Source organism: Streptomyces sp. NPDC047014 (assembly GCF_040644195.1).
In the GTDB taxonomy this organism is placed as follows: Bacteria; Actinomycetota; Actinomycetes; order Streptomycetales; family Streptomycetaceae; genus Streptomyces.
The window spans coordinates 14,735-33,979 of the sequence record NZ_JBEYVX010000013.1 but is presented as its reverse complement, the minus strand read 5'-3'; the positions used below and the strand labels follow the sequence as shown (position 1 = coordinate 33,979).

14 protein-coding genes and 2 riboswitches are annotated in these 19,245 nt (G+C 72.9%); of the genes, 10 read left to right on the top strand and 4 right to left on the bottom strand.

Features of this window, described 5'->3' with window-relative positions:
* Window positions 1-131 precede the first annotated feature (131 nt).
* Entirely contained in the window at window positions 132-1,157 is a 1,026-nt protein-coding gene (locus ABZ873_RS11190) for a tetratricopeptide repeat protein (protein ID WP_360868619.1), read from the bottom strand.
* 455 nt (window positions 1,158-1,612) lie between these two features.
* On the opposite strand from ABZ873_RS11190, the gene ABZ873_RS11185 reads away from it, so the two are divergent.
* The 3 genes from ABZ873_RS11185 to ABZ873_RS11175 are packed head-to-tail and all read left to right on the top strand — an operon-like array spanning window position 1,613 to window position 4,680.
* Window positions 1,613-2,335, top strand: coding sequence for a hypothetical protein (locus tag ABZ873_RS11185; RefSeq protein ID WP_360868616.1), 723 nt, complete (start codon window positions 1,613-1,615; stop codon window positions 2,333-2,335).
* A 26-nt stretch (window positions 2,336-2,361) separates the two neighbouring features.
* The gene (locus ABZ873_RS11180) at window positions 2,362-3,645 is read left to right on the top strand and encodes a UDP-N-acetylglucosamine 1-carboxyvinyltransferase (RefSeq protein WP_360868613.1); all 1,284 of its coding nucleotides are present in this window, start codon (window positions 2,362-2,364) and stop codon (window positions 3,643-3,645) included.
* Window positions 3,646-4,680 carry a serine hydrolase domain-containing protein gene (locus tag ABZ873_RS11175; protein WP_360868610.1) on the top strand — a complete coding sequence of 345 codons (1,035 nt, stop codon included), beginning with the start codon at window positions 3,646-3,648 and terminating at the stop codon, window positions 4,678-4,680.
* Window positions 4,681-4,786: 106 nt separating this feature from the next.
* Here the strand turns inward: ABZ873_RS11175 and ABZ873_RS11170 are convergent, their stop codons facing one another.
* The 3 genes from ABZ873_RS11170 to aceA form a co-directional block, all read right to left on the bottom strand.
* On the bottom strand, window positions 4,787-5,680 hold the full coding sequence (locus ABZ873_RS11170) for a 3-hydroxybutyryl-CoA dehydrogenase (RefSeq protein WP_360868607.1): 894 nt from the start codon (window positions 5,678-5,680) through the stop codon (window positions 4,787-4,789).
* A complete protein-coding gene (gene aceB, locus ABZ873_RS11165) occupies window positions 5,677-7,275 on the bottom strand; it encodes a malate synthase A (protein ID WP_360868604.1) in 1,599 nt (532 codons plus the stop codon). The genes ABZ873_RS11170 and aceB overlap by 4 nt, the downstream gene beginning before the upstream one ends.
* Window positions 7,276-7,355: 80 nt before the next feature.
* Window positions 7,356-8,642 (bottom strand): isocitrate lyase, encoded by a 1,287-nt coding sequence (gene aceA / locus ABZ873_RS11160; protein WP_360868601.1) that lies wholly within the window; start codon window positions 8,640-8,642, stop codon window positions 7,356-7,358.
* 378 nt (window positions 8,643-9,020) lie between these two features.
* On the opposite strand from aceA, the gene ABZ873_RS11155 reads away from it, so the two are divergent.
* The 7 genes from ABZ873_RS11155 (at window position 9,021) to metE (ending at window position 19,186) form a co-directional block, all read left to right on the top strand.
* On the top strand, window positions 9,021-10,433 hold the full coding sequence (locus tag ABZ873_RS11155) for a short-chain fatty acyl-CoA regulator family protein (RefSeq protein WP_360868598.1): 1,413 nt from the start codon (window positions 9,021-9,023) through the stop codon (window positions 10,431-10,433).
* Between the two features lie 60 nt (window positions 10,434-10,493).
* A riboswitch (cobalamin riboswitch) is annotated at window positions 10,494-10,679 on the top strand.
* A 212-nt stretch (window positions 10,680-10,891) separates the two neighbouring features.
* The gene (locus ABZ873_RS11150; protein ID WP_360868595.1) at window positions 10,892-12,391 is read left to right on the top strand and encodes a CoA-acylating methylmalonate-semialdehyde dehydrogenase; all 1,500 of its coding nucleotides are present in this window, start codon (window positions 10,892-10,894) and stop codon (window positions 12,389-12,391) included.
* Window positions 12,392-12,396: 5 nt separating this feature from the next.
* Entirely contained in the window at window positions 12,397-13,542 is a 1,146-nt protein-coding gene (locus ABZ873_RS11145) for an acyl-CoA dehydrogenase family protein (RefSeq protein ID WP_360868591.1), read from the top strand.
* Window positions 13,539-14,645, top strand: a complete 1,107-nt coding sequence (locus ABZ873_RS11140; RefSeq protein ID WP_360868588.1) for an enoyl-CoA hydratase/isomerase family protein — start codon at window positions 13,539-13,541, stop codon at window positions 14,643-14,645. Before ABZ873_RS11145 ends, ABZ873_RS11140 begins: the two co-directional genes overlap by 4 nt.
* On the top strand, window positions 14,642-15,544 hold the full coding sequence (gene mmsB, locus ABZ873_RS11135) for a 3-hydroxyisobutyrate dehydrogenase (protein ID WP_360868585.1): 903 nt from the start codon (window positions 14,642-14,644) through the stop codon (window positions 15,542-15,544). The genes ABZ873_RS11140 and mmsB overlap by 4 nt, the downstream gene beginning before the upstream one ends.
* The gene (locus ABZ873_RS11130) at window positions 15,541-16,362 is read left to right on the top strand and encodes an enoyl-CoA hydratase (protein WP_360868583.1); all 822 of its coding nucleotides are present in this window, start codon (window positions 15,541-15,543) and stop codon (window positions 16,360-16,362) included. The genes mmsB and ABZ873_RS11130 overlap by 4 nt, the downstream gene beginning before the upstream one ends.
* A gap of 152 nt (window positions 16,363-16,514) precedes the next feature.
* Window positions 16,515-16,670, top strand: a riboswitch (cobalamin riboswitch).
* 188 nt (window positions 16,671-16,858) lie between these two features.
* Window positions 16,859-19,186: a 5-methyltetrahydropteroyltriglutamate--homocysteine S-methyltransferase gene (gene metE / locus ABZ873_RS11125; protein WP_360868580.1), complete on the top strand. Its 2,328-nt coding sequence runs from the start codon at window positions 16,859-16,861 to the stop codon at window positions 19,184-19,186.
* The last annotated feature ends 59 nt before the right edge of the window (window positions 19,187-19,245 follow it).

Here is a 19,245-nt window from a genome sequence, read left to right as displayed (position 1 = left end):
TATGAGCCCCCGCCACCCGGGCCGGAGCCGAACGCATCGTACGACCCTCCGGGCAGCCACCGGAAGCACCTCCACGCACCAGATCCCCCGAACCCACAACTCCGTTTCCGGACACCGCGAGGGCTGCCGGGTCAGCCGCTGATACGGGCTGCCCGCTCGCGGAGTTCTTCGGCCGCGCCGAGGCCCTGGAATCGCCGCAGGCGGACGCGCATATCGCGAAGGGCCGCCTGGACCTTCACGGAGTGGAGGCCGTCGGCGCAGTCGAGGAAGTCGCCCCAGGTGACCAGCGCGCCGTCCACATCGCCTTGGCGGAGACGGACACCGCCCAGGTCGGCAAGGACGATGGCGCGGGTCCGGCGTCGGTCCACGCCGTGGATGTCGAGGGCGAGATGGAGGTGGTCCTCGGCGGCGTCGAGGTCACCGAGCCGGGAAAGGATCATGCCCGATTCGTGGGCCCATCGGCCCGGCGAGTAGTGGGCGGCCCAGGACTCGCCGCCGGTCGCGGACGGCTTGCCGATGGCGGACTCGGAGAGCCCGAGGTGGCGTGTGGCGGTGCGCCGGTCGTCGTCCTGGGCGGCGGCGTTGGCGAGGGTCGCCTCGTAGTAGGCGACGGCCCGGCCGTTGTCGAGGTGACGGCCGTACTCCACGCAGGCTTCACCGAGTTGGACCGCTTCGGCGCGGTATCCGAGCTCGACACACTGGACGGCGAGTCCTCTCAGAGCGGTCGCGGACAGTTCGGGGTCTCCGGCCTCGGCGGCGAGACGAAAGGCGTGGGCGTAGTAGCCCTGCGCGAGGCCGCGCAGTGTGGGCGTGTCGCCCTCGTCCTGAGCCATCCAGCCGGCGAGGTGGACGAGCTGGGACGTGGCCGCGTACAACTCGCGGCCGGTGTCCTCGGTGAACCTGCCCTCCAGCCAGCGGGCGACGTCCTCGGTGAGGTAGCGCACGGCGAGGTGCCGGGCGTGACCGCCGCCCAGCTCGGACGCGGAATCGCCCAGGGATTTGACCATCTGCTTCACGGCGGCGACCTCGCCTTTGCCGACGTGGACAGAGCCGCCCGGGGCGGCCTTGGTCCGGCGCGTGATGCTGTCCGGATCGGGCAGGCCGAGGGCCGCCAAGGCGTATCCGCTGGACGCGGTGAAGAAATTCCGGCGGTCCACATCGCTCCTTCCCAGGGACAGGACTGATGCCACGGTATCCGTGAGGAGTTCACCCGGCCCGGTCTCCGGAAGGTTGATCGATTCCGGGTCCAGGTCGAGGACCTGGGCGATGTACGGCCACCAGTGACCCGGAGTCCGGTCACCGGTCATCCAGCGGTACGCGTGCTGGCGTTGTAAGCGGCGGGGATCGCCGCTCTCGGCCACGCCGCAAGCCCGGGCCAGCTCGGTAGGGCCCCAGCCCTTGGCCTCACATGCCCGGCTGATCAATTCCGCGATGACCGGCCTTTTCGGCACCCCGTCATCCTCCCCACCTGGATTACGCGGGATTACGCAGGACTACATCGTGGGCCCTGTCCCAGGACCGGGGAGCGCCGTTGACTGGACATCACCCGCCTCCGAGGGGATTGGCTCAGAAGGGCCCTCCCCTCACCTGCCACTCTCACCCGGGAGGTTCCGTGCGACCCCCTACCGCGTCCGCTCCGGCGACGGATGTCCGACTCACCACGGGTTACTACCTCGACCCCAACGGCCTGGGCGACTACGTCACCGCTCTGCTGGCCCGCTGTACGACCGTCTTCGACGTCAAGCCGCTGATGACGGCCGACCTGGACGACCCCGTAGCCAGCGGTCTGGACGCCGATCGGGGAGGCTGCATCGCCGCCGGGGCCCTCATCGAGGGGGAGGTGATCGTGCAGTGCGGCGCCCGCGTCGAGAGGGGCGCCATGGTCACCGGCCCCGCTCTCATCTGCACCGGTACGGTGATCAGCGCCGGGGCCCTGATCCGTGAGTACACGGTGATCGGGCCCGGCTGCCGGATCGGCTTCAACGCCGAGATCACCCGCAGCCTGCTGGCCGGGCACATCTTCGCCAAGCACGCCTGCTTCATCGGGGACTCCGTGGTCGGCCGCCGCGTCAACCTCGGCGCGTTCTGCTCCACCACCGGCCTGCGCTGTGACGGTGGGCCGGTCGCGGAGCCGGCCACGGAGGAGATCACCGTCACCCTGGGAGGCCGGCGGATCGGCACCGGACAGACGAAGTTCGGGGCTGTCATCGGTGACGAGGTCGCCGTTCCCGCCGGAACCACGCTCTCCCCGGGAACCCTGATCGGCCCCGGCACCACCCTCTACCCCCGCAACCAGATCGGCGGCTTCCTGCCCGCCGGTTCCCGGCCCCGGTGACTCCCGTGACCTCTTCAAAACCACTGGTGAAAGTGACCGGCGGCACCCCGCTGGCGGGCCGCTACCGCATCCAGGGCAGCAAGAACATCGCACTGCACCTGTACGCGGCGGTGATCCTCGCGGACGGGCCGGTGACTCTCCACAACGCACCCGACATCGTGGACAGCGGCGTATGCGCCCGGATTCTCCAGCACACGGGGATGGGAGCCGATTTCGACGGCACCACCTTCACCACCGGCCCGGCGCCCGCCCTCTGCCCTGTCATCCACCCCGCGATCGGCCACCTCGTCCGCACCACCGCCGTTCTGGCCGCCGCTGTCCTCGCCCGTACCGGGATGGTCTCCTTCCCCTACCCGGGCGGTGACGCCTTCTGTCCGCGCCTGATCGACCGGCACCTGGCCGCGATGCAGGCAGCCGGAGCCGACATCATCACCTCCGACAGCGGCGTCCGGGCGTTCACCGGCACCCACGGCGTCCGCCCCTTCACCGTGGACGTGAACACCCCCTACGGGCCGTCGCTGGGAGCGACCGTCACCGCCATGCTCCTGGCCGCCCGGGCCGACGGCACTTCCCTCATCACCAGCCCCAGCATCGAGCCGGAGGTCACCGAAACCGCGCGCTTCCTGTCCGAGCGCGGCGTCGGAGTCGCCTTAGACGGCGGCAGCCTCATGATCACCGGGACCGACTACCTCCCCGGCGGTGCGTTCACCGTTGCCGGAGACCGGATCGAGGCCGCCACCATCGCCATGGCCGCCGCCGCGACCGGCGGAGCCGTCACTTTGGACGGCATCGGCCGGGACGCATTCCCCGAAGGACTCGCCGGTCCGCTCGCGGCGGCCGGCCTCACCCTCATTCAGGTGTCCGGGGAAGGTCTCGGCGCGCACCTTCCGGCCGTCACCGCCGCCGCCGGGCCGCTGACCGCGATCGAAACCCGTACCGGACCGCACCCGGGTCTGCCCACCGACACCGCCCCCCAGCTGGCCGCGATGCTCACCCGGGCCCGGGGCACTTCCCTGATCCGCGAGCGGGTCTATCCCCGGCGTGACACCCACGTGGCCCCGCTGCGGGAGTTCGGTGCGAACATCCGCTCCACCGGCAACCTGATCCGGGTACAAGGCGGCAAGCGACTGCGGGCCGCCGACGTGGAGGCCGCCGACATCCGGGGTGTCACCGCCCTGCTGATCGCCGCCCTGACCGCGGACGGCACCTCTGCCATCCGGGGCCTGCACCATCTCCGGCGCGGCTACGGGCACTTGCTCGACGGCCTCGCCAGGCTGGGTGCGGACATCACCACGGAACCGGAGGACTAGATGAGCCAGGCTGTACCGTTCACCAGCACCGACACCGCAATCCTGCACGACGGCCTCCGGCAGGTCGTCACCGACGGCGCCAGTCCCGGCGGGGTCCTGGTGTGCGGTACGGCCGGTGGCGAGCGCTCCGTCCTTTCCGCCGGTGTGATCGCCCGCGAGATCGGCGACGAGGTCCCCGACGAGAGAACGGTGTACGACATCGCCTCGCTGACGAAGGTCGTCGCCGTCTGGCCGCTGGTCGGCCGGGCCCGGGACGCGGGACTGCTGGATCCCGAAGCCCCCATCCGCGACTACCTGCCCCCGCTGACCGGCCAGAGCCCCAGCGGGGCGGCCACGGTGCGGCAGCTGCTGACCCACACCTCCGGCCTGCGGGCATCCACCCGTCTCGACCAGTACCGGGGTGCCGGCCTGCCCCTGCACGAACTGCTGTGCCGCGAACCCTTGGAGGGGGTCGCCGGCGTCCACCGGTACATCAACCGGGGGTACATCCTGCTCGGGCTCGCGCTCGCCCACATCCATCAGCGCCCCCTCGACACTCTTGCCCGGGGCTTGTGGTCCGATCTGGGCATGGAGGACATCGCCTACGGTCCGGTGGGCCGTTCGCGCCGTGTGGCCCCGACGGAGGCACTGATCCCCGGCGGCCCCCGGATCTGGGGATCCGCGCACGACGACAACGCCGTCACCCTGGGCGGCGTCGCCGGTCACGCCGGGGTGTTCGCACCCGCCTCCGACCTCGCGGCCTATGCCGAGGCCCTCCTCGACGCCGGTCCGGACACCCCGTCCGGCCGCTGGTGGCGGGACAGCCTCACTCCGCAGGCGGAGATCGAGCCGGGACTCGCCCGGGGCCTTGGCTGGATCCTGGCCGCAGGCGGCACGGTGGCCTACCACCACGGCTTCACCGGCACGAGCCTCTACCTCGCCCCGGCGACCGGCCGCTACCTGGTGATCGCCACGAACGCGATCTACAACGGCCCCGCCCGAACCCGGATCGCACCCCTGCGCGAACTCGCCCTGAAGACCCTCACCGCGACCTGACCGGAAACCCGGACACCGCGAGGAGGGGCGGACGACACCACTCGTCGCGCCCCTCCTCTTCCTCAGCTGCCGGGCACCCTCAGAGCCCGGGCGGCGGGCCGGGCCGTCAGGGCCGGCCGTACTGGTGGAACCCGCGGCCGGTCTTGCGGCCGAGCAGGCCCGCCTGCACCATCCGCTGGAGCAGCGGGGGCGGGGCGTACAGGGGTTCCTTGAACTCCTCGTAGAGCGAGTCCGCGATCGCCGCGACCGTGTCCAGGCCGATCAGGTCGGCCAGTTCCAGCGGGCCCATCGGGTGCGCGCAGCCCAGGACCATGCCCCGGTCGATGTCGGCGGCGTCGGCGTACCCGGACTCCGCCATGCGGACGGCGGCGAGGAGGTAGGGGATCAGCAGGGCGTTGACGACGAAGCCCGCCCGGTCCTGGGAGCGGATCGGGGTCTTGCCGAGGGTGTCGCGGACGAACGCCTCGGCGGTGGCCGTGACCGCCGGGGCGGTGTGCAGGGACGTGACGATCTCCACCAGCGGCAGCACGGGCACGGGGTTGAAGAAGTGCAGGCCCAGGACGTGGTCGGCGCGGCGGGTGGCCATGCCGAGCCGCATGACGGGGATGGCGGAGGTGTTGGTGGCGAGGATCGCCCCCGGGTCCTCCACGATCTTGTCGAGCGCCGCGAAGATCTCCGTCTTGGCGGCGGCGTTCTCGGTCACCGCCTCGATGACGAGCTGCCGGTCGGCGAGGTCGTCGAGATCGCCGGTGAACAGCAGCCGGGCCAGGGCGTCCTCGGCGGACAGCCGGTCCAGTTTGCCGCGCTGCACGGCCCGTTCCAGGGAGACCGCCACCCGTTCCCGCGCCGCGCGGGCGGCCGTGGCGTCGGCCTCGGCCACGACCGTGTCGAGCCCGGCGCGGGCGCAGACCTCGGCGATGCCGGCGCCCATCTGCCCGCCGCCTACGATGCCCACGCGCCGCGTGGCGCCGGGTACGGCCGGGTACGCCGGGGCGCTCACGCCGTCACCGCCCCGGGGGCGCGGCGGACCAGGTGGCGGGAGTAGGTCTCCGGGGTGAAGAACGCCGGGAGCCGCACCGACAGGGCCGTGTCCACGAACACCTCGCGCGCCTCCAGGACCCGGGCCCGCGGGTCCTCGGCCTCCAGCGCGGCGCACTCGGCGTCCAGCAGGTCCAGGACGGTGCCGCGGTCCACCCGGTCGTGGCGCAGCCACTGCCAGATCTGGACGCGGGCGATCTCGGCGGTGGCCGCGTCCTCCATCAGCCCGTACAGGGCGACGGCGCCGCTGCCGCGCAGCCAGGCGTCGAAGTACCGCAGGGCCACGGCCACGTTGGAGCGCACGCCCTCCCGGGTGGGCGGCGCGGCGATACGGCGTACGGAGAGCAGGTCGGCGGCCGTGACCTCGACGTCCGGGCGGGTCCGCTCCAGCTGGTGGGGCCGCGTGCCGAGCACCGCGTCGAAGACCTCGCGGCAGACGGGGACGAGCCCGGGGTGGGCCACCCAGGAGCCGTCGAAGCCGTCCTCGGCCTCGCGCTCCTTGTCCAGCCGCACCTTGGCGAGCGCCGCGGTGTTGGCCTCCGCGTCCCGGCTCGGGACATGGGCGGCCATGCCGCCGATGGCGTGGGCGCCGCGCCGGTGGCAGGTCCGTACGAGCAGTTCGGTGTACGCGCGCATGAACGGGGCGGTCATGGTGACGGCGGCGCGGTCCGGGAGCTGGAAGTCGGTGCGGTGCCCGAAGGTCTTGATCAGGCTGAACAGGTAGTCCCAGCGGCCCGCGTTCAGCCCGGCGCTGTGCTCGCGCAGCTCGTAGAGGATCTCCTCCATCTCGAACGCGGCGGTGATGGTCTCGATGAGGACGGTGGCGCGGACGGTGCCGCGCGGGATGCCCAGCAGCTCCTGCGCGAGGACGAAGATGTCGTTCCACAGGCGGGCCTCGTACCGGTTCTCCAGCTTGGGGAGGTAGAAGTACGGGCCGTGGCCGGCGTCGATCTGCCGCCGCGCGTTGTGGAAGAAGTACAGCCCGAAGTCGACCAGCGAGGCGGGGACGGGGCGGCCGTCGATCTCCAGATGCTCTTCCAGGAGGTGCCAGCCGCGCGGCCGGACCATGATCGTGGCGAGCTCCGTCCCGAGGCGGTACTCCTTGCCCTCGGGGGTGGTGAAGTCGATGCGGCGCTCGATCGCGTCGCGCAGGACCAACTGCCCGCCGATCACGTTGTCCCAGGTGGGGGCGGTGGCATCCTCGAAGTCGGCCATCCACACCTTCGCCCCGGAGTTCAGCGCGTGGACCGCCATACGCCGCTCCGGCGGGCCGGTGATCTCCACGCGCCGGTCGAGCAGCCCCGGCGCGGGCGGGGCCACCCGCCAGCCCGGGTCGGCGCGCACGGCGGAGGTGGCGCGGGAGAAGTCCAGCGGCGTACCGGAGGCCAGGTTGCCGGTGCGGCGGCGGCGCTCCTTGAGGATCTCCTGCCGGCGGTCCGCGAAGGCGGAGTCCAGGCGGGCGAGGAAGTCGAGCGCCTCGGGGGTGAGGATCTCCTCGTGGCGTTCGCCCGGTGTGCCGAGGACTCGGACACCGGCGGTCAGGGACGTGGGCGACATGCGGTTCTGCTCCTCGGCGTGGGGCGGCCGGCGCCCGGGGTGCGGCCCGGGCGCCGTCGGATACGGGGGAGGGGGCGTTCCTAGTGGAACTGCTCCTCCTCCGTGGAGCCGGTGAGGGCGGTGGTGGAGGAGGCCGGGTTGACGGCGGTGGAGACCAGGTCGAAGTAGCCGGTGCCGACCTCGCGCTGGTGCTTGACGGCGGTGAACCCCTGCGCCTGCGCGGCGAACTCCCGCTCCTGGAGGTCGACGTAGGCGGTCATGCCGTGCTCGGCGTAGCCGCGGGCCAGGTCGAACATGCCGTGGTTGAGGGAGTGGAAGCCGGCCAGGGTGATGAACTGGAACTTGTAGCCCATGGCGCCCAGTTCGCGCTGGAACTTGGCGATCTGGTCGTCGTCCAGCGCGGCCTTCCAGTTGAAGGACGGCGAGCAGTTGTAGGCCAGCATCTGGTCCGGGTACTGGGCGTGGATCGCCTCGGCGAACTCGCGGGCCTGGGCCAGGTCCGGGGTGCCGGTCTCCACCCAGATCAGGTCGGCGTACGGGGCGTAGGCGAGGCCGCGCGCGATGACCGGGGCCATGCCGTTGCGGACGTGGTAGAAGCCCTCGGAGGTGCGCTCGCCGGTGCAGAACTCGGCGTCGCGCTCGTCGACGTCGCTGGTCAGCAGGGTGGCCGCGAGGGCGTCCGTACGGGCGATGACCAGGGTCGGGGTGTCCGCGATGTCGGCGGCGAGGCGGGCCGCGTTCAGGGTGCGGATGTGCTGCGCGGTGGGGACGAGGACCTTGCCGCCGAGGTGGCCGCACTTCTTCTCGGAGGCGAGCTGGTCCTCGTAGTGGATGCCCGCCGCGCCGGCCGCGATCATCGCCTTGGTCAGCTCGAAGGCGTTCAGCGGGCCGCCGAAGCCGGCCTCCGCGTCGGCGACGATCGGCGCGAGCCAGTCGGTGGTGTCGGCGCCGCCCTCGGCGGTGGCGATCTGGTCGGCGCGCAGCAGGGCGTTGTTGATCCGCCGGACCACCTGGGGCACGGAGTTGACCGGGTAGAGCGACTGGTCGGGGTAGGTGTGCCCGGCCTGGTTGGCGTCGGCGGCGACCTGCCAGCCCGACAGGTAGATGGCCTGGAGTCCGGCCCGGACCTGCTGGACGGCCTGGCCGCCGGTCAGCGCGCCGAGGGCGTGGACGTAGTCCAGGTCGTGCAGCTGGCGCCAGAGGCGCTCGGCGCCGCGCCGGGCGAGGGTGTGCTCCTCGCGGACACTGCCGGAGAGCCGGACCACGTCCTCGGCGGTGTAGGTGCGCTCGATGCCCGCCCATCGCGGGTCCGTGGCCCACCGCCGCGCCAGCTGCTCGGCCGCCGCCGTCGTGTTCGTGTCTGCCATGACCGTCACCGTCTCCATGAGTCGCTTGTCCTGCCAACCCTCCGTGCCTCGCGACGGAAGGGGTGGCACTGTGTGCCGTGTTCTTGGGTTGCGGCCGCCGTCCCCACCTGGGGAGGTGCTGAGCAATGGTGCAGGTCGGCCGGGTGGGACTGCCGGGATCTCCGACGTCAGGGCGTGAGTCGTGCCCGGAGTGTCCGCCCGGGCCGCCGGGGTCCGGCGGGCCGCACCACAGACTCTGGCAGCGGCACGCAGTGCCATCAATGCGGTACGTCTGCCAAGTTCTGCGAATCTTCGGCAGCGGATTTGCCAAGCTTGCGAAGGTCCCGGGCGGCGGGATCGCGCGTAACCTGAATCCCGGTCGAGAGCCGGAGGAGCCAGGTGAGCAAGACGTACGCGGGGGCGCGGCTGCGGCGGCTGCGCGAGGAGCGCCGGATGAGCCAGGCCGAGCTGGCCCGGGTCCTGGCCATCTCCCCGAGCTACCTCAACCAGATGGAGCACGACTCGCGGCCCCTGACCGTGCCCGTCCTGCTGCGGCTCACCGAGGCGTTCGGCGTGGACCCCGGCTTCTTCTCCGAGCGCGACACCAGCCGGCTCGTCGCCGATCTGCGCGAGGCCCTGGCCGGGGAGGTCGCCGAGGCCCGGGTCTCCCCCTCCGACCTGGCCGAACTGGCCTCCCGGATGCCCGCCGTCGCCTCCGTGCTGCTGGACCTCGGGCGGCGCGCCCAGCTCCTGGCGGAGCGGCTGGCGGACACCGCGGACGGCCGGGACGGCGGCCCGGCCGCGCCCCGCTCCCCGCGCTCCCCGCACGAGGAGATCCGCGAGTTCTTCTACCGGCGGCAGAACTACCTCCACGACACCGATCTCGCCGCCGAGGACCTGGCCCGCGAGATCGGCATCCGCCCCGGCGAGGTCGTCCGGGCGCTCACCCGCCGCCTCACCGAGCGCCACGGCATCCGGCTCGCCGCAGACTCCGACCGTCTGCACCACTACGACGCCGCCACGCGCGTCCTGCACCTGTCCGGGCGGCTCCGCCCCGGCCAGCAGGCATTCCGGATGGCCACCCAGCTGGCCCTCCTGGAACACGGCCCCGAACTGGACCGGCTCGCCGCCGAGGACTTCCCGCCCGGCTCCCCGGCCCACCGGCTGGCGCGGATCGGCATCGCGAACCACTTCGCCGCCGCGCTGATCCTCCCGTACCGGGCCTTCCACACGGCGGCCGAGGAATTCCGCTACGACATCGAAAGGCTGACCGACCACTTCGGGATCGGCTACGAGACGGTCTGCCACCGGCTGAGCACCCTGCAACGCCCCAGGCTGCGCGGGGTGCCCTTCTCCTTCGTCCGTGTGGACCGGGCGGGGAACATGTCCAAGCGGCAGTCCGCCACCGGATTCCACTTCTCCCGCGCCGGCGGCACCTGCCCGCTCTGGAACGTCTACGAGGCGTTCGCCGCGCCCGGACGCATCCACGTCCAGGTCGCCGCCATGCCCGACGGCCAGCGCTACCTGTGGACCGCGCGGGCGGTCACCCGCCACCGGGGCGGCTGGGGCGAGCCCGGCAAGACCTTCGCGATCGGCCTCGGCTGCGAGATCCGGCACGCCCCGCGGCTCGTCTACTCCGACGGCCTCGACCTCGACAACATCGCCGCCGCCACCCCCATCGGCATGGGCTGCCGCCTCTGCGAACGCCTCGACTGCCCGCAGCGCGCCGTGCCGCCGCTGGGCCGCCCCCTCGCCGTGGACGAGAACAGCAGCACCTTCATCCCCTACCCGGTGGCCCGCGGCGGCGAGTGACGCGGGCCGAGGGGGTCGTGCCCCGGGGCGCGCGGGCGGAGGCTCTGGACTTACTAGGACGTCCAACTATATGTTCGTGGCACAAGGTCCGCGGTGCAGGGAAGCCGGTGTGAATCCGGCACGGTCCCGCCACTGTGACCGGGGAGTGTGCTGCCATCCACACGCCACTGACGAGGGCTGTCGGGAAGGCGGGCGGCGCGCGGGGATCCGGGAGTCAGGATACCGGCCGCGGATTGTTCCGTGTTGTCCACGAGGATGGAGCAGACACGCATGGCACCGGTCCGTACCCACGACCCTGGTGATCCGGCGGAGCGAGCGGGAACTCCCGCGTCCCCCTAGCTCGTCGGCGGCCCCCGCGCCGTCGCTGTCCCACGGCATGCCCCACCCCCGCACCCCACCGGGTGCGGGCGCGGTCCTGCCGTGCCATCCCGGATCCAACCTGACGAGAGCAGGCACCCATGGTCCGCGAACTCACCCATTTCATCGGCGGAAAGCACACCACCGGCACCTCCGGGCTCTTCGCCGACGTGTACGACCCGAACACCGGCACCGTCCAGGCCCGCGTCCCCCTCGCCGGACGCGCCGACACCGAGGCCGCCATCGCCAACGCCGAGGAGGCGCAGGCCGATTGGGGCCAGTGGAACCCGCAGCGCCGCGCCCGCGTACTGCTGCGCTTCCTCCAGCTCGTCGAGGGCGAGCGGGAGGACCTGGCCCGGCTGCTGTCCGCAGAGCACGGCAAGACCGTCGCCGACGCCCACGGAGACCTGCAACGCGGCCTGGAGGTAGTCGAGTTCGCCGCCGGGATCCCGCACCTGCTCAAGGGCGAGTTCACCGACAACGCGGGCACCGGCATCGACGTCCACTCGCTGCGCTCCCCGCTCGGCGTGGTCGCCGGCATCACCCCCTTCAACTTCCCCGCCATGATCCCGCTCTGGCAGGCCGCACCCGCCCTCGCCTGCGGGAACGCCTTCATCCTCAAGCCCTCCGAGCGCGATCCCTCCGTACCGCTGCGCCTCGCGGAGCTGTTCCTCGAAGCCGGGCTGCCGCCGGGCGTGCTCAACGTGGTCAACGGCGGCAAGGAATCCGTCGACACCCTCCTTGAGGACCCCCGCGTCCAGGCCCTCGGCTTCGTCGGCTCCACCCCGATCGCCGCGCACATCTACGCCACCGCCGCCGCCCACGGCAAGCGCGCCCAGTGCTTCGGCGGCGCCAAGAACCACATGATCGTGATGCCCGACGCCGACCTCGACCAGGCCGTCGACGCCCTCGTCGGCGCCGGCTACGGCTCGGCCGGCGAACGCTGCATGGCCATCGCCGTCGCCGTCCCCGTGGGCGAGGAGACCGCCGACCGGCTCGTCGCCGCCCTCAAGGAACGCCTCGGCACCCTGCGCATCGGCCGCTCCGACGACCCCCAGGCCGACTTCGGGCCCCTGGTCAGCCGGGACGCCCTCGACCGGGTCCGCCGCTACGTCGACATCGGCGCGGGGGAGGGGGCCGAACTCGTCGTCGACGGACGCGGGTTCACCCTCGACGGCCACGAGAACGGCTTCTTCGCCGGAGCCACCCTCTTCGACCGGGTCTCCCCGCAGATGCGGATCTACCGCGAGGAGATCTTCGGGCCCGTGCTGTCGGTGGTCCGCGCCGCCGACTTCGAGGAGGCGCTGCGGCTGCCGAGCGAGCACCCCTACGGCAACGGCGTGGCCATCTTCACCCGGGACGGGGACACCGCCCGCGAGTTCACCCGCCGCGTCAACACCGGCATGGTCGGCGTCAACGTCCCCATCCCGGTGCCCGTCGCCTACCACACCTTCGGCGGCTGGAAGCGCTCCGGCTTCGGGGACCTCAACCAGCACGGCCCCGACTCGATCCGCTTCTACACCCGTACCAAGACCGTCACCTCGCGCTGGCCCTCCGGGGTCAAGGAGGGCGCGAGCTTCACCATCCCGACGATGGGATGAGCGCCATGACCACCACCCTCACCGAGGACCAGCTCGCACTGGCCGAGGTCACCCTCGACTTCGCGCAGGAGCAGCTGGCCCCGCACGCCGTGGCCTGGGACCAGGACAAGCACTTCCCCGTGGACGTCATCCGGCGGGCCGCCGCCCTGGGCCTCGCCGGGGTGTACGTACACGAGCAGCACGGCGGTTCCGGCCTCAGCCGCGCGGACGGCGTCCTCGTCCTCGAAACCCTCGCCACGGGCTGCCCGTCCATCGCCGGCTACCTCTCCATCCACAACATGGTCGCCTGGATGGTCGACCGCTACGGGGACGACGCCCAGCGCGCCCGCTGGCTGCCCGGCCTCTGCTCCGCCGGGACCCTGGGCAGCTACTGCCTCACCGAACCGGGCGCCGGCTCCGACGCCGCCGCACTGCGCACCCGCGCGGAACGGCAGGGCGACCACTACGTCCTGACCGGCGTCAAGCAGTTCATCTCCGGCGCCGGAGCGGCCGGCCTCTACGTGGTCATGGCCCGGACGGGGGAGCCCGGCCCCGGCGGCATCTCCGCGTTCGTCGTCGAACGCGAGGACCCCGGGGTGGCCTTCGGGCCCAACGAGCGCAAGATGGGCTGGAACGCCCAGCCGACCCGCCAGGTGATCCTGGACGGCGTCCGGCTGCCCGCCGACCGGCGGCTCGGCGCCGAGGGCGAGGGCTTCCGTATCGCCATGAACGGCCTCAACGGGGGCCGCCTCGGCATCGCCGCCTGCTCGCTCGGCGGGGCGCAGAGCGCCCTCGACCGCTCGCTGGCCCATCTCGCCGACCGCGAGGCGTTCGGCGCCCGGCTGCTGGACGCGCAGGCGCTGCAGTTCCGCCTGGCCGACATGGCCACCGAGCTGGCCGCCGCCCGCGCGCTGGTCCGGCAGGCCGCCGAGGCCCTGGACGCGGGGGACCCGCTGGCCCCCCGGCTGTGCGCGATGGCCAAGCGCTTCGCCACCGACACCGGTTTCGCGGTGGCGGACGCGGCCCTCCAGCTGCACGGGGGCTACGGCTACCTCAGCGAGTACGGCATCGAGAAGATCGTCCGCGACCTGCGGGTCCATCAGATCCTGGAAGGCACCAACGAGATCATGCGTGTCATCGTGGCGCGCGGACTCACGGAGACACTGCGATGACCGACAACACCGCGAACACACCCGGCGGCGGCCCGGCCGCACCCGGCCCTGTCCTGATCCGTACCGAGGGCCGCGCCGCCTACCTCACCCTCAACCGCCCCAAGGCCCTCAACGCCCTCAGCCACCCCATGGTGCTCCGCATCATGGAAGCCCTCACCGCCTGGGCCGACGACCCCGCGGTCGAGCTGGTCGTGATCGAGGGCGCCGGCGAGCGCGGGCTCTGCGCGGGCGGCGACATCCGCGCGATCCACGAGGACGCGCGCACCGGCGGCACCGCCTCCGCGGACTTCTGGCGCGACGAGTACCGGCTCAACGCCCTGATCGCCCGCTACCCCAAGCCGTACGTCGCCCTCATGGACGGCATCGTCATGGGCGGCGGGGTCGGCGTCTCGGCCCACGGCAGCGTCCGGATCGTCACCGAGCGCTCCCGCGTCGCCATGCCCGAGACCGGCATCGGCTTCGTGCCCGACGTCGGCGGCACCTACCTGCTCGCCCTCGCCCCCGGCGAGCTCGGCACCCACCTCGCGCTGACCGGCGCCCCCGTCGGCGCCGCCGACGCGCTGCTCTGCGGCCTCGCGGACCACTTCGTCCCGGCGGCCGCCCTGCCCGCGCTGGCCCGGGAGCTGGCCGTGGACCCCGTACACACCGTGCTGGAGCGGTACGTCGCGGAGCCGCCGGCCGGGGGGCTCGCCGCCGACCGGGAGTGGATCGACCCCTGCTACGCCGCCGACTCCGCCGAGGAGATCCTGGCGCGGCTGCTCGCCTCCGGCGTGCCCGCCGCGAAGGCCGCGGCGGACACCCTGCGGGCCAAGTCGCCCACCGCCGTCAAGGTCACCCTGGCGGCGCTGCGCCGGGCCCGCCGCCTCGGGCCGCTGGAACGCGTACTGGAACAGGAGTACCGCGTTTCGTGCGCGGCCCTGGCCTCGCCCGACCTGGTCGAGGGCATCCGGGCCCAGGTCATCGACAAGGACCGCACCCCGCACTGGTCACCGGCCACGCTGGAGGACGTCACCCCGGCGGACGTGGACCGCTACTTCGCCCCGCTCGGCGCGGACGAGCTCCGGCTCGCCGCGGCCGCCCCGTCCCAGGAGGTCGTCTGGTGAGCAGCACCGTCGCATTCATCGGGCTCGGCCACATGGGCGGGCCGATGGCAGCCAACCTGGTCGGGGCCGGACACCGCGTCCTCGGCTTCGACCTCCTCCCCGACCTGCTGGCCGCGGCCACCGCGACCGGGGTCGAGCCCGCGGAGTCCGCCGCCGCGGCCGCCGCGCAGGCCGAGGTCGTCGTCACCATGCTGCCCGCCGGCCGCCATGTCCTCGCCCTCTACGGGGAGCAGGGGCTGCTGGCCGCCGCCCGGCCCGGGACCCTCTTCGTCGACTGCTCCACCATCGACGTGGCCGACGCCCGCGCCGCGCACGAGGCGGTGCTCGCGGCCGGCCACCGCGCGCTCGACGCCCCCGTCTCCGGCGGGGTGGTGGGCGCCGAGGCCGCCACGCTCACCTTCATGGCCGGAGGCGGCGCCGAGGAGTTCGCCGCCGCCGAGCCGCTGCTCGGCGCCATGGGCAAGAAGGCCGTGCACTGCGGCGGTCCGGGCGCCGGACAGGCCGCGAAGATCTGCAACAACATGATCCTGGCCATCTCGATGATCGGCGTCAGCGAGGCGTTCGTACTCGCCGACAGCCTCGGACTGGACCACCAGGCGCTCTACGACGTGGCCTCCACCGCCTCCGGCCAGTGCTGGGCCCTCACCGTCAACTGCCCCGTGCCCGGCCCGGTCCCGGCCAGCCCCGCCAACCGCGACTACCGCCCCGGTTTCGCCGCGCCCCTCATGGCCAAGGACCTCGGCCTCGCCGCCAACGCCCTGCGCGCGGGCGGGGTGGAGGCCCCGCTCGGGCTCAAGGCCGCCGAGATGTACGCCGCGTTCGCCGCCGCCGAGGGGGCCGACCTGGACTTCTCGGCGATCGTGCGCACCCTCCGACCCCAGAACGGGAACCCCGTATGACCTACGAGACGACCGACGCGACCAGCGACGCGACCGCCGACGAGACGACCTACGAGACGATCCTGCTGGAGCGCAAGGGCCGCGTCGCCCTCCTCACCCTCAACCGGCCCGGCGCGCTCAACGCGCTCAACCTCCAGGTGATGCGGGAGGTCGTGGCCGCCACGGAGCAGCTGGACCGGGACCCGGAGGTCGGCTGCATCGTCCTCACCGGCTCCGCCAAGGCGTTCGCCGCAGGCGCGGACATCAAGGAGATGCGCCCGCAGAGCTATATGGACATGTACCTCACCGACTGGTTCACCGCCTGGGACCGCCTCGGCGAGGTACGCACCCCCACGCTCGCGGCGGTCTCCGGCTACGCCCTGGGCGGCGGCTGCGAACTGGCCATGCTCTGCGACATCCTGCTCGCCTCCGACACCGCGAAGTTCGGCCAGCCGGAGATCAAGCTCGGTGTCATCCCCGGCATCGGCGGCTCCCAGCGCCTCACCCGGGCCGTCGGCAAGGCCAAGGCCATGGAGCTGTGCCTGACCGGCCGCACCATGGACGCCGCCGAGGCGGAGCGGGCCGGGCTGGTGTCCCGGATCGTTCCGGCCGAGGACCTGCTCGCCGAGGCCCTGGCCGTGGCGACGACCGTGGCCGAGATGTCCAAGCCGGTGGCGATGATGGCCAAGGAGGCCGTGAACCGGGCCTTCGAGACCACCCTCGCCGAGGGCGTCCGCTTCGAACGCCGCCTGTTCCACGCGGTGTTCGCCATCGCCGACCAGAAGGAGGGCATGTCCGCCTTCGTGGACAAGCGACCGCCGCACTTCACGCACGGCTGAGCCCGCCCGGCGCGGGGCCCCGCGGTACACCGCGGGGCCCCGCGTCTCAGATTTCTGTCCGGTATGTGGACGGCTGTACTCGCGCTCCAGGGGAACGGCCTAGGGTGGCCGGTGCAGCTGGTTCGCCCCCGCCCGCCAGACGGGAGGCGTCGTAAGAGGGAACCCGGTGGGAATCCGGGACTGCCCCGCAGCGGTGAGCGGGAACGACCGCCGTCATACGCACTGGGACCGGACAACGGTCCTGGGAAGCGACGGCCAGTAGGTGCCCGCCGGGAGACCGGCAGGCGTGCCCGCGAGTCCGAAGACCTGCCCGTTGCCCGTGTACGGCCGATGCCGTGCGCGGATATCCCGGTGACCTCGTGGGCGGGTCGGCGTACACAGCGAGCGGCATGTGCGGCCCCGGTGCCGCCGCGTGGTCCGCGCGTTCTGCCGTTCCCTTCGCGTCCGCGTCCCGTCGCCGGGATGTTCCTGGACACATCTCGCGAAGGAGAGTTCCGTGACACCGAAGCCCGCAGCCGCGGCGGTACGCGCCACCGTGTACGGCTACCCCCGCCAGGGTCAGCACCGCGAACTGAAGAAGGCCGTCGAGGGCTACTGGAAGGGCCGGGTCACCGCCGAAGCCCTCCGGGAGACGGCCGCAGAACTGCGCCGGACGAACTGGCGCCAGCTGGCCGAGGCCGGCATCGACGAGGTCCCGACCGGCGACTTCTCGTACTACGACCACGTGCTCGACACCAGCGTCATGGTCGGCGCGATCCCCGCCCGCCACCGGGCCGCCGTCGACGCGGACGCGCTCGACGGCTACTTCGCGATGGCCCGCGGCACCCAGGACGTGGCGCCGCTGGAGATGACCAAGTGGTTCGACACCAACTACCACTACCTGGTCCCCGAGCTCGGCCCCGACACCGTCTTCACCGCGGACTCCGCGAAGCAGGTCGCCGAGTTGACCGAGGCCCTGGCCCAGGGCCACACCGCCCGCCCCGTCCTCGTCGGCCCGGTCACCTACCTCCTGCTGGCCAAGCCCGCGCCCGGCGTCCCCGCCGACTTCGAGCCGCTGACCCTGCTCGACCGGCTGCTGCCCGTGTACGCGTCCGTCCTCGCCGACCTGCGGGCCGCCGGGGCCGAGTGGGTGCAGCTGGACGAGCCGGCGCTGGTGCAGGACCGCACCCCGGCCGAGCTGAACGCCGCCGCCCGCGCCTACCGCGAGCTCGGCGCCCCGGCCAACCGGCCGAAGCTGCTCGTCGCCTCCTACTTCGGCCGGCTGGGCGAAGCCCTCCCGGTGCTCGCCGCCGCACCCGTCGAGGGCCTGGGGCTCGACTTCACCGACAGCGGCGCGGCCAACCTGGACGACCTCGCCGCCGCGGGCGGGCTGCCCGGCAAGCGGCTCGTCGCGGGCGTGGTCAACGGCCGCAACATCTGGATCAACGACTACCAGAAGTCCCTGACCACCCTCGGCACCCTGCTCGGCCTCGCGGACCGGGTGGACGTCGCCGCCTCCTGCTCCCTCCTGCACGTCCCGCTCGACGCCTCCGCCGAGCGCGACATCGACCCGCAGGTACGCCGCTGGCTCGCCTTCGCCCGCCAGAAGACACGGGAGATCGCCGTCCTGGCCCGCGGACTGGCCCGGGGTACGGACGCCATCGCGCCCGAACTCGCCGCGAACCGCGCCGACCTGGCCTCCCGCGCCGGCTCCGCCCTCACCCACGACCCCGCCGTCCGCGCCCGCACCGCCGCCGTCACCGACGCCGACGGGCGCCGCGCCCAGCCGTACCCCGAGCGCGCCCTCGCCCAGCGGGCGCATCTGGGCCTGCCGCTGCTGCCGACCACCACCATCGGCTCCTTCCCGCAGACCGACGAACTGCGCGTGGCCCGGGCGGACCTGCGCGCCGGACGCATCGACGCCGCCGGCTACGAGGAGCGGATCCGGGCCGAGATCGGCGAGGTCATCTCCTTCCAGGAGAAGACCGGCCTCGACGTCCTCGTGCACGGCGAGCCCGAACGCAACGACATGGTCCAGTACTTCGCGGAGCAGCTGACCGGCTACCTCGCCACGCAGCACGGCTGGGTGCAGTCCTACGGCACCCGCTACGTGCGGCCGCCCGTGCTCGCCGGGGACATCTCCCGCCCGGAGCCGATGACCGTGCGCTGGACCTCGTACGCCCAGTCCCTCACCCCGAAGCCGGTCAAGGGCATGCTGACCGGCCCGGTCACCATGCTCGCCTGGTCCTTCGTACGCGACGACCAGCCGCTCGGCGAGACCGCCCGCCAGGTGGCCCTCGCCCTGCGCGACGAGGTCGACGACCTGGAGGCCGCCGGCACCTCCGTCATCCAGGTCGACGAACCCGCCCTGCGCGAGACCCTGCCGCTGCGCGCCGCCGACCACGCCGCCTACCTCGCCTGGGCCACCGAGTCCTTCCGGCTCACCACCAGCGGGGTCCGGCCGGGCACGCAGATCCACACGCACATGTGCTACGCCGAGTTCGGGGACATCGTCCAGGCCATCGACGACCTCGACGCCGACGTCATCAGCCTGGAGGCCACCCGCTCGCACATGCAGGTCGCCCGCGAACTCGCCGCCCACGGCTACCCGCGCGAGGCCGGACCGGGCGTCTGGGACATCCACTCGCCCCGTATCCCGTCCACGCGGGAGGCGGCGGACCTGCTGCGCACCGGCCTCGAGGCCATCCCGGCGGACCGGCTGTGGGTCAACCCGGACTGCGGGTTGAAGACCCGCGGCTGGCCGGAGACCCGCGCCTCCCTGGAGCACCTGGTGGCGGCAGCCCGCGAGATCCGCGCGGAACTGCCCCCGGCCGACCGCGCCTGACGGGCCCGGGCGCGGGCCGACGGCTGTCCGGCCGCCGGCCTCGCGCCCGGTGCGGCAGG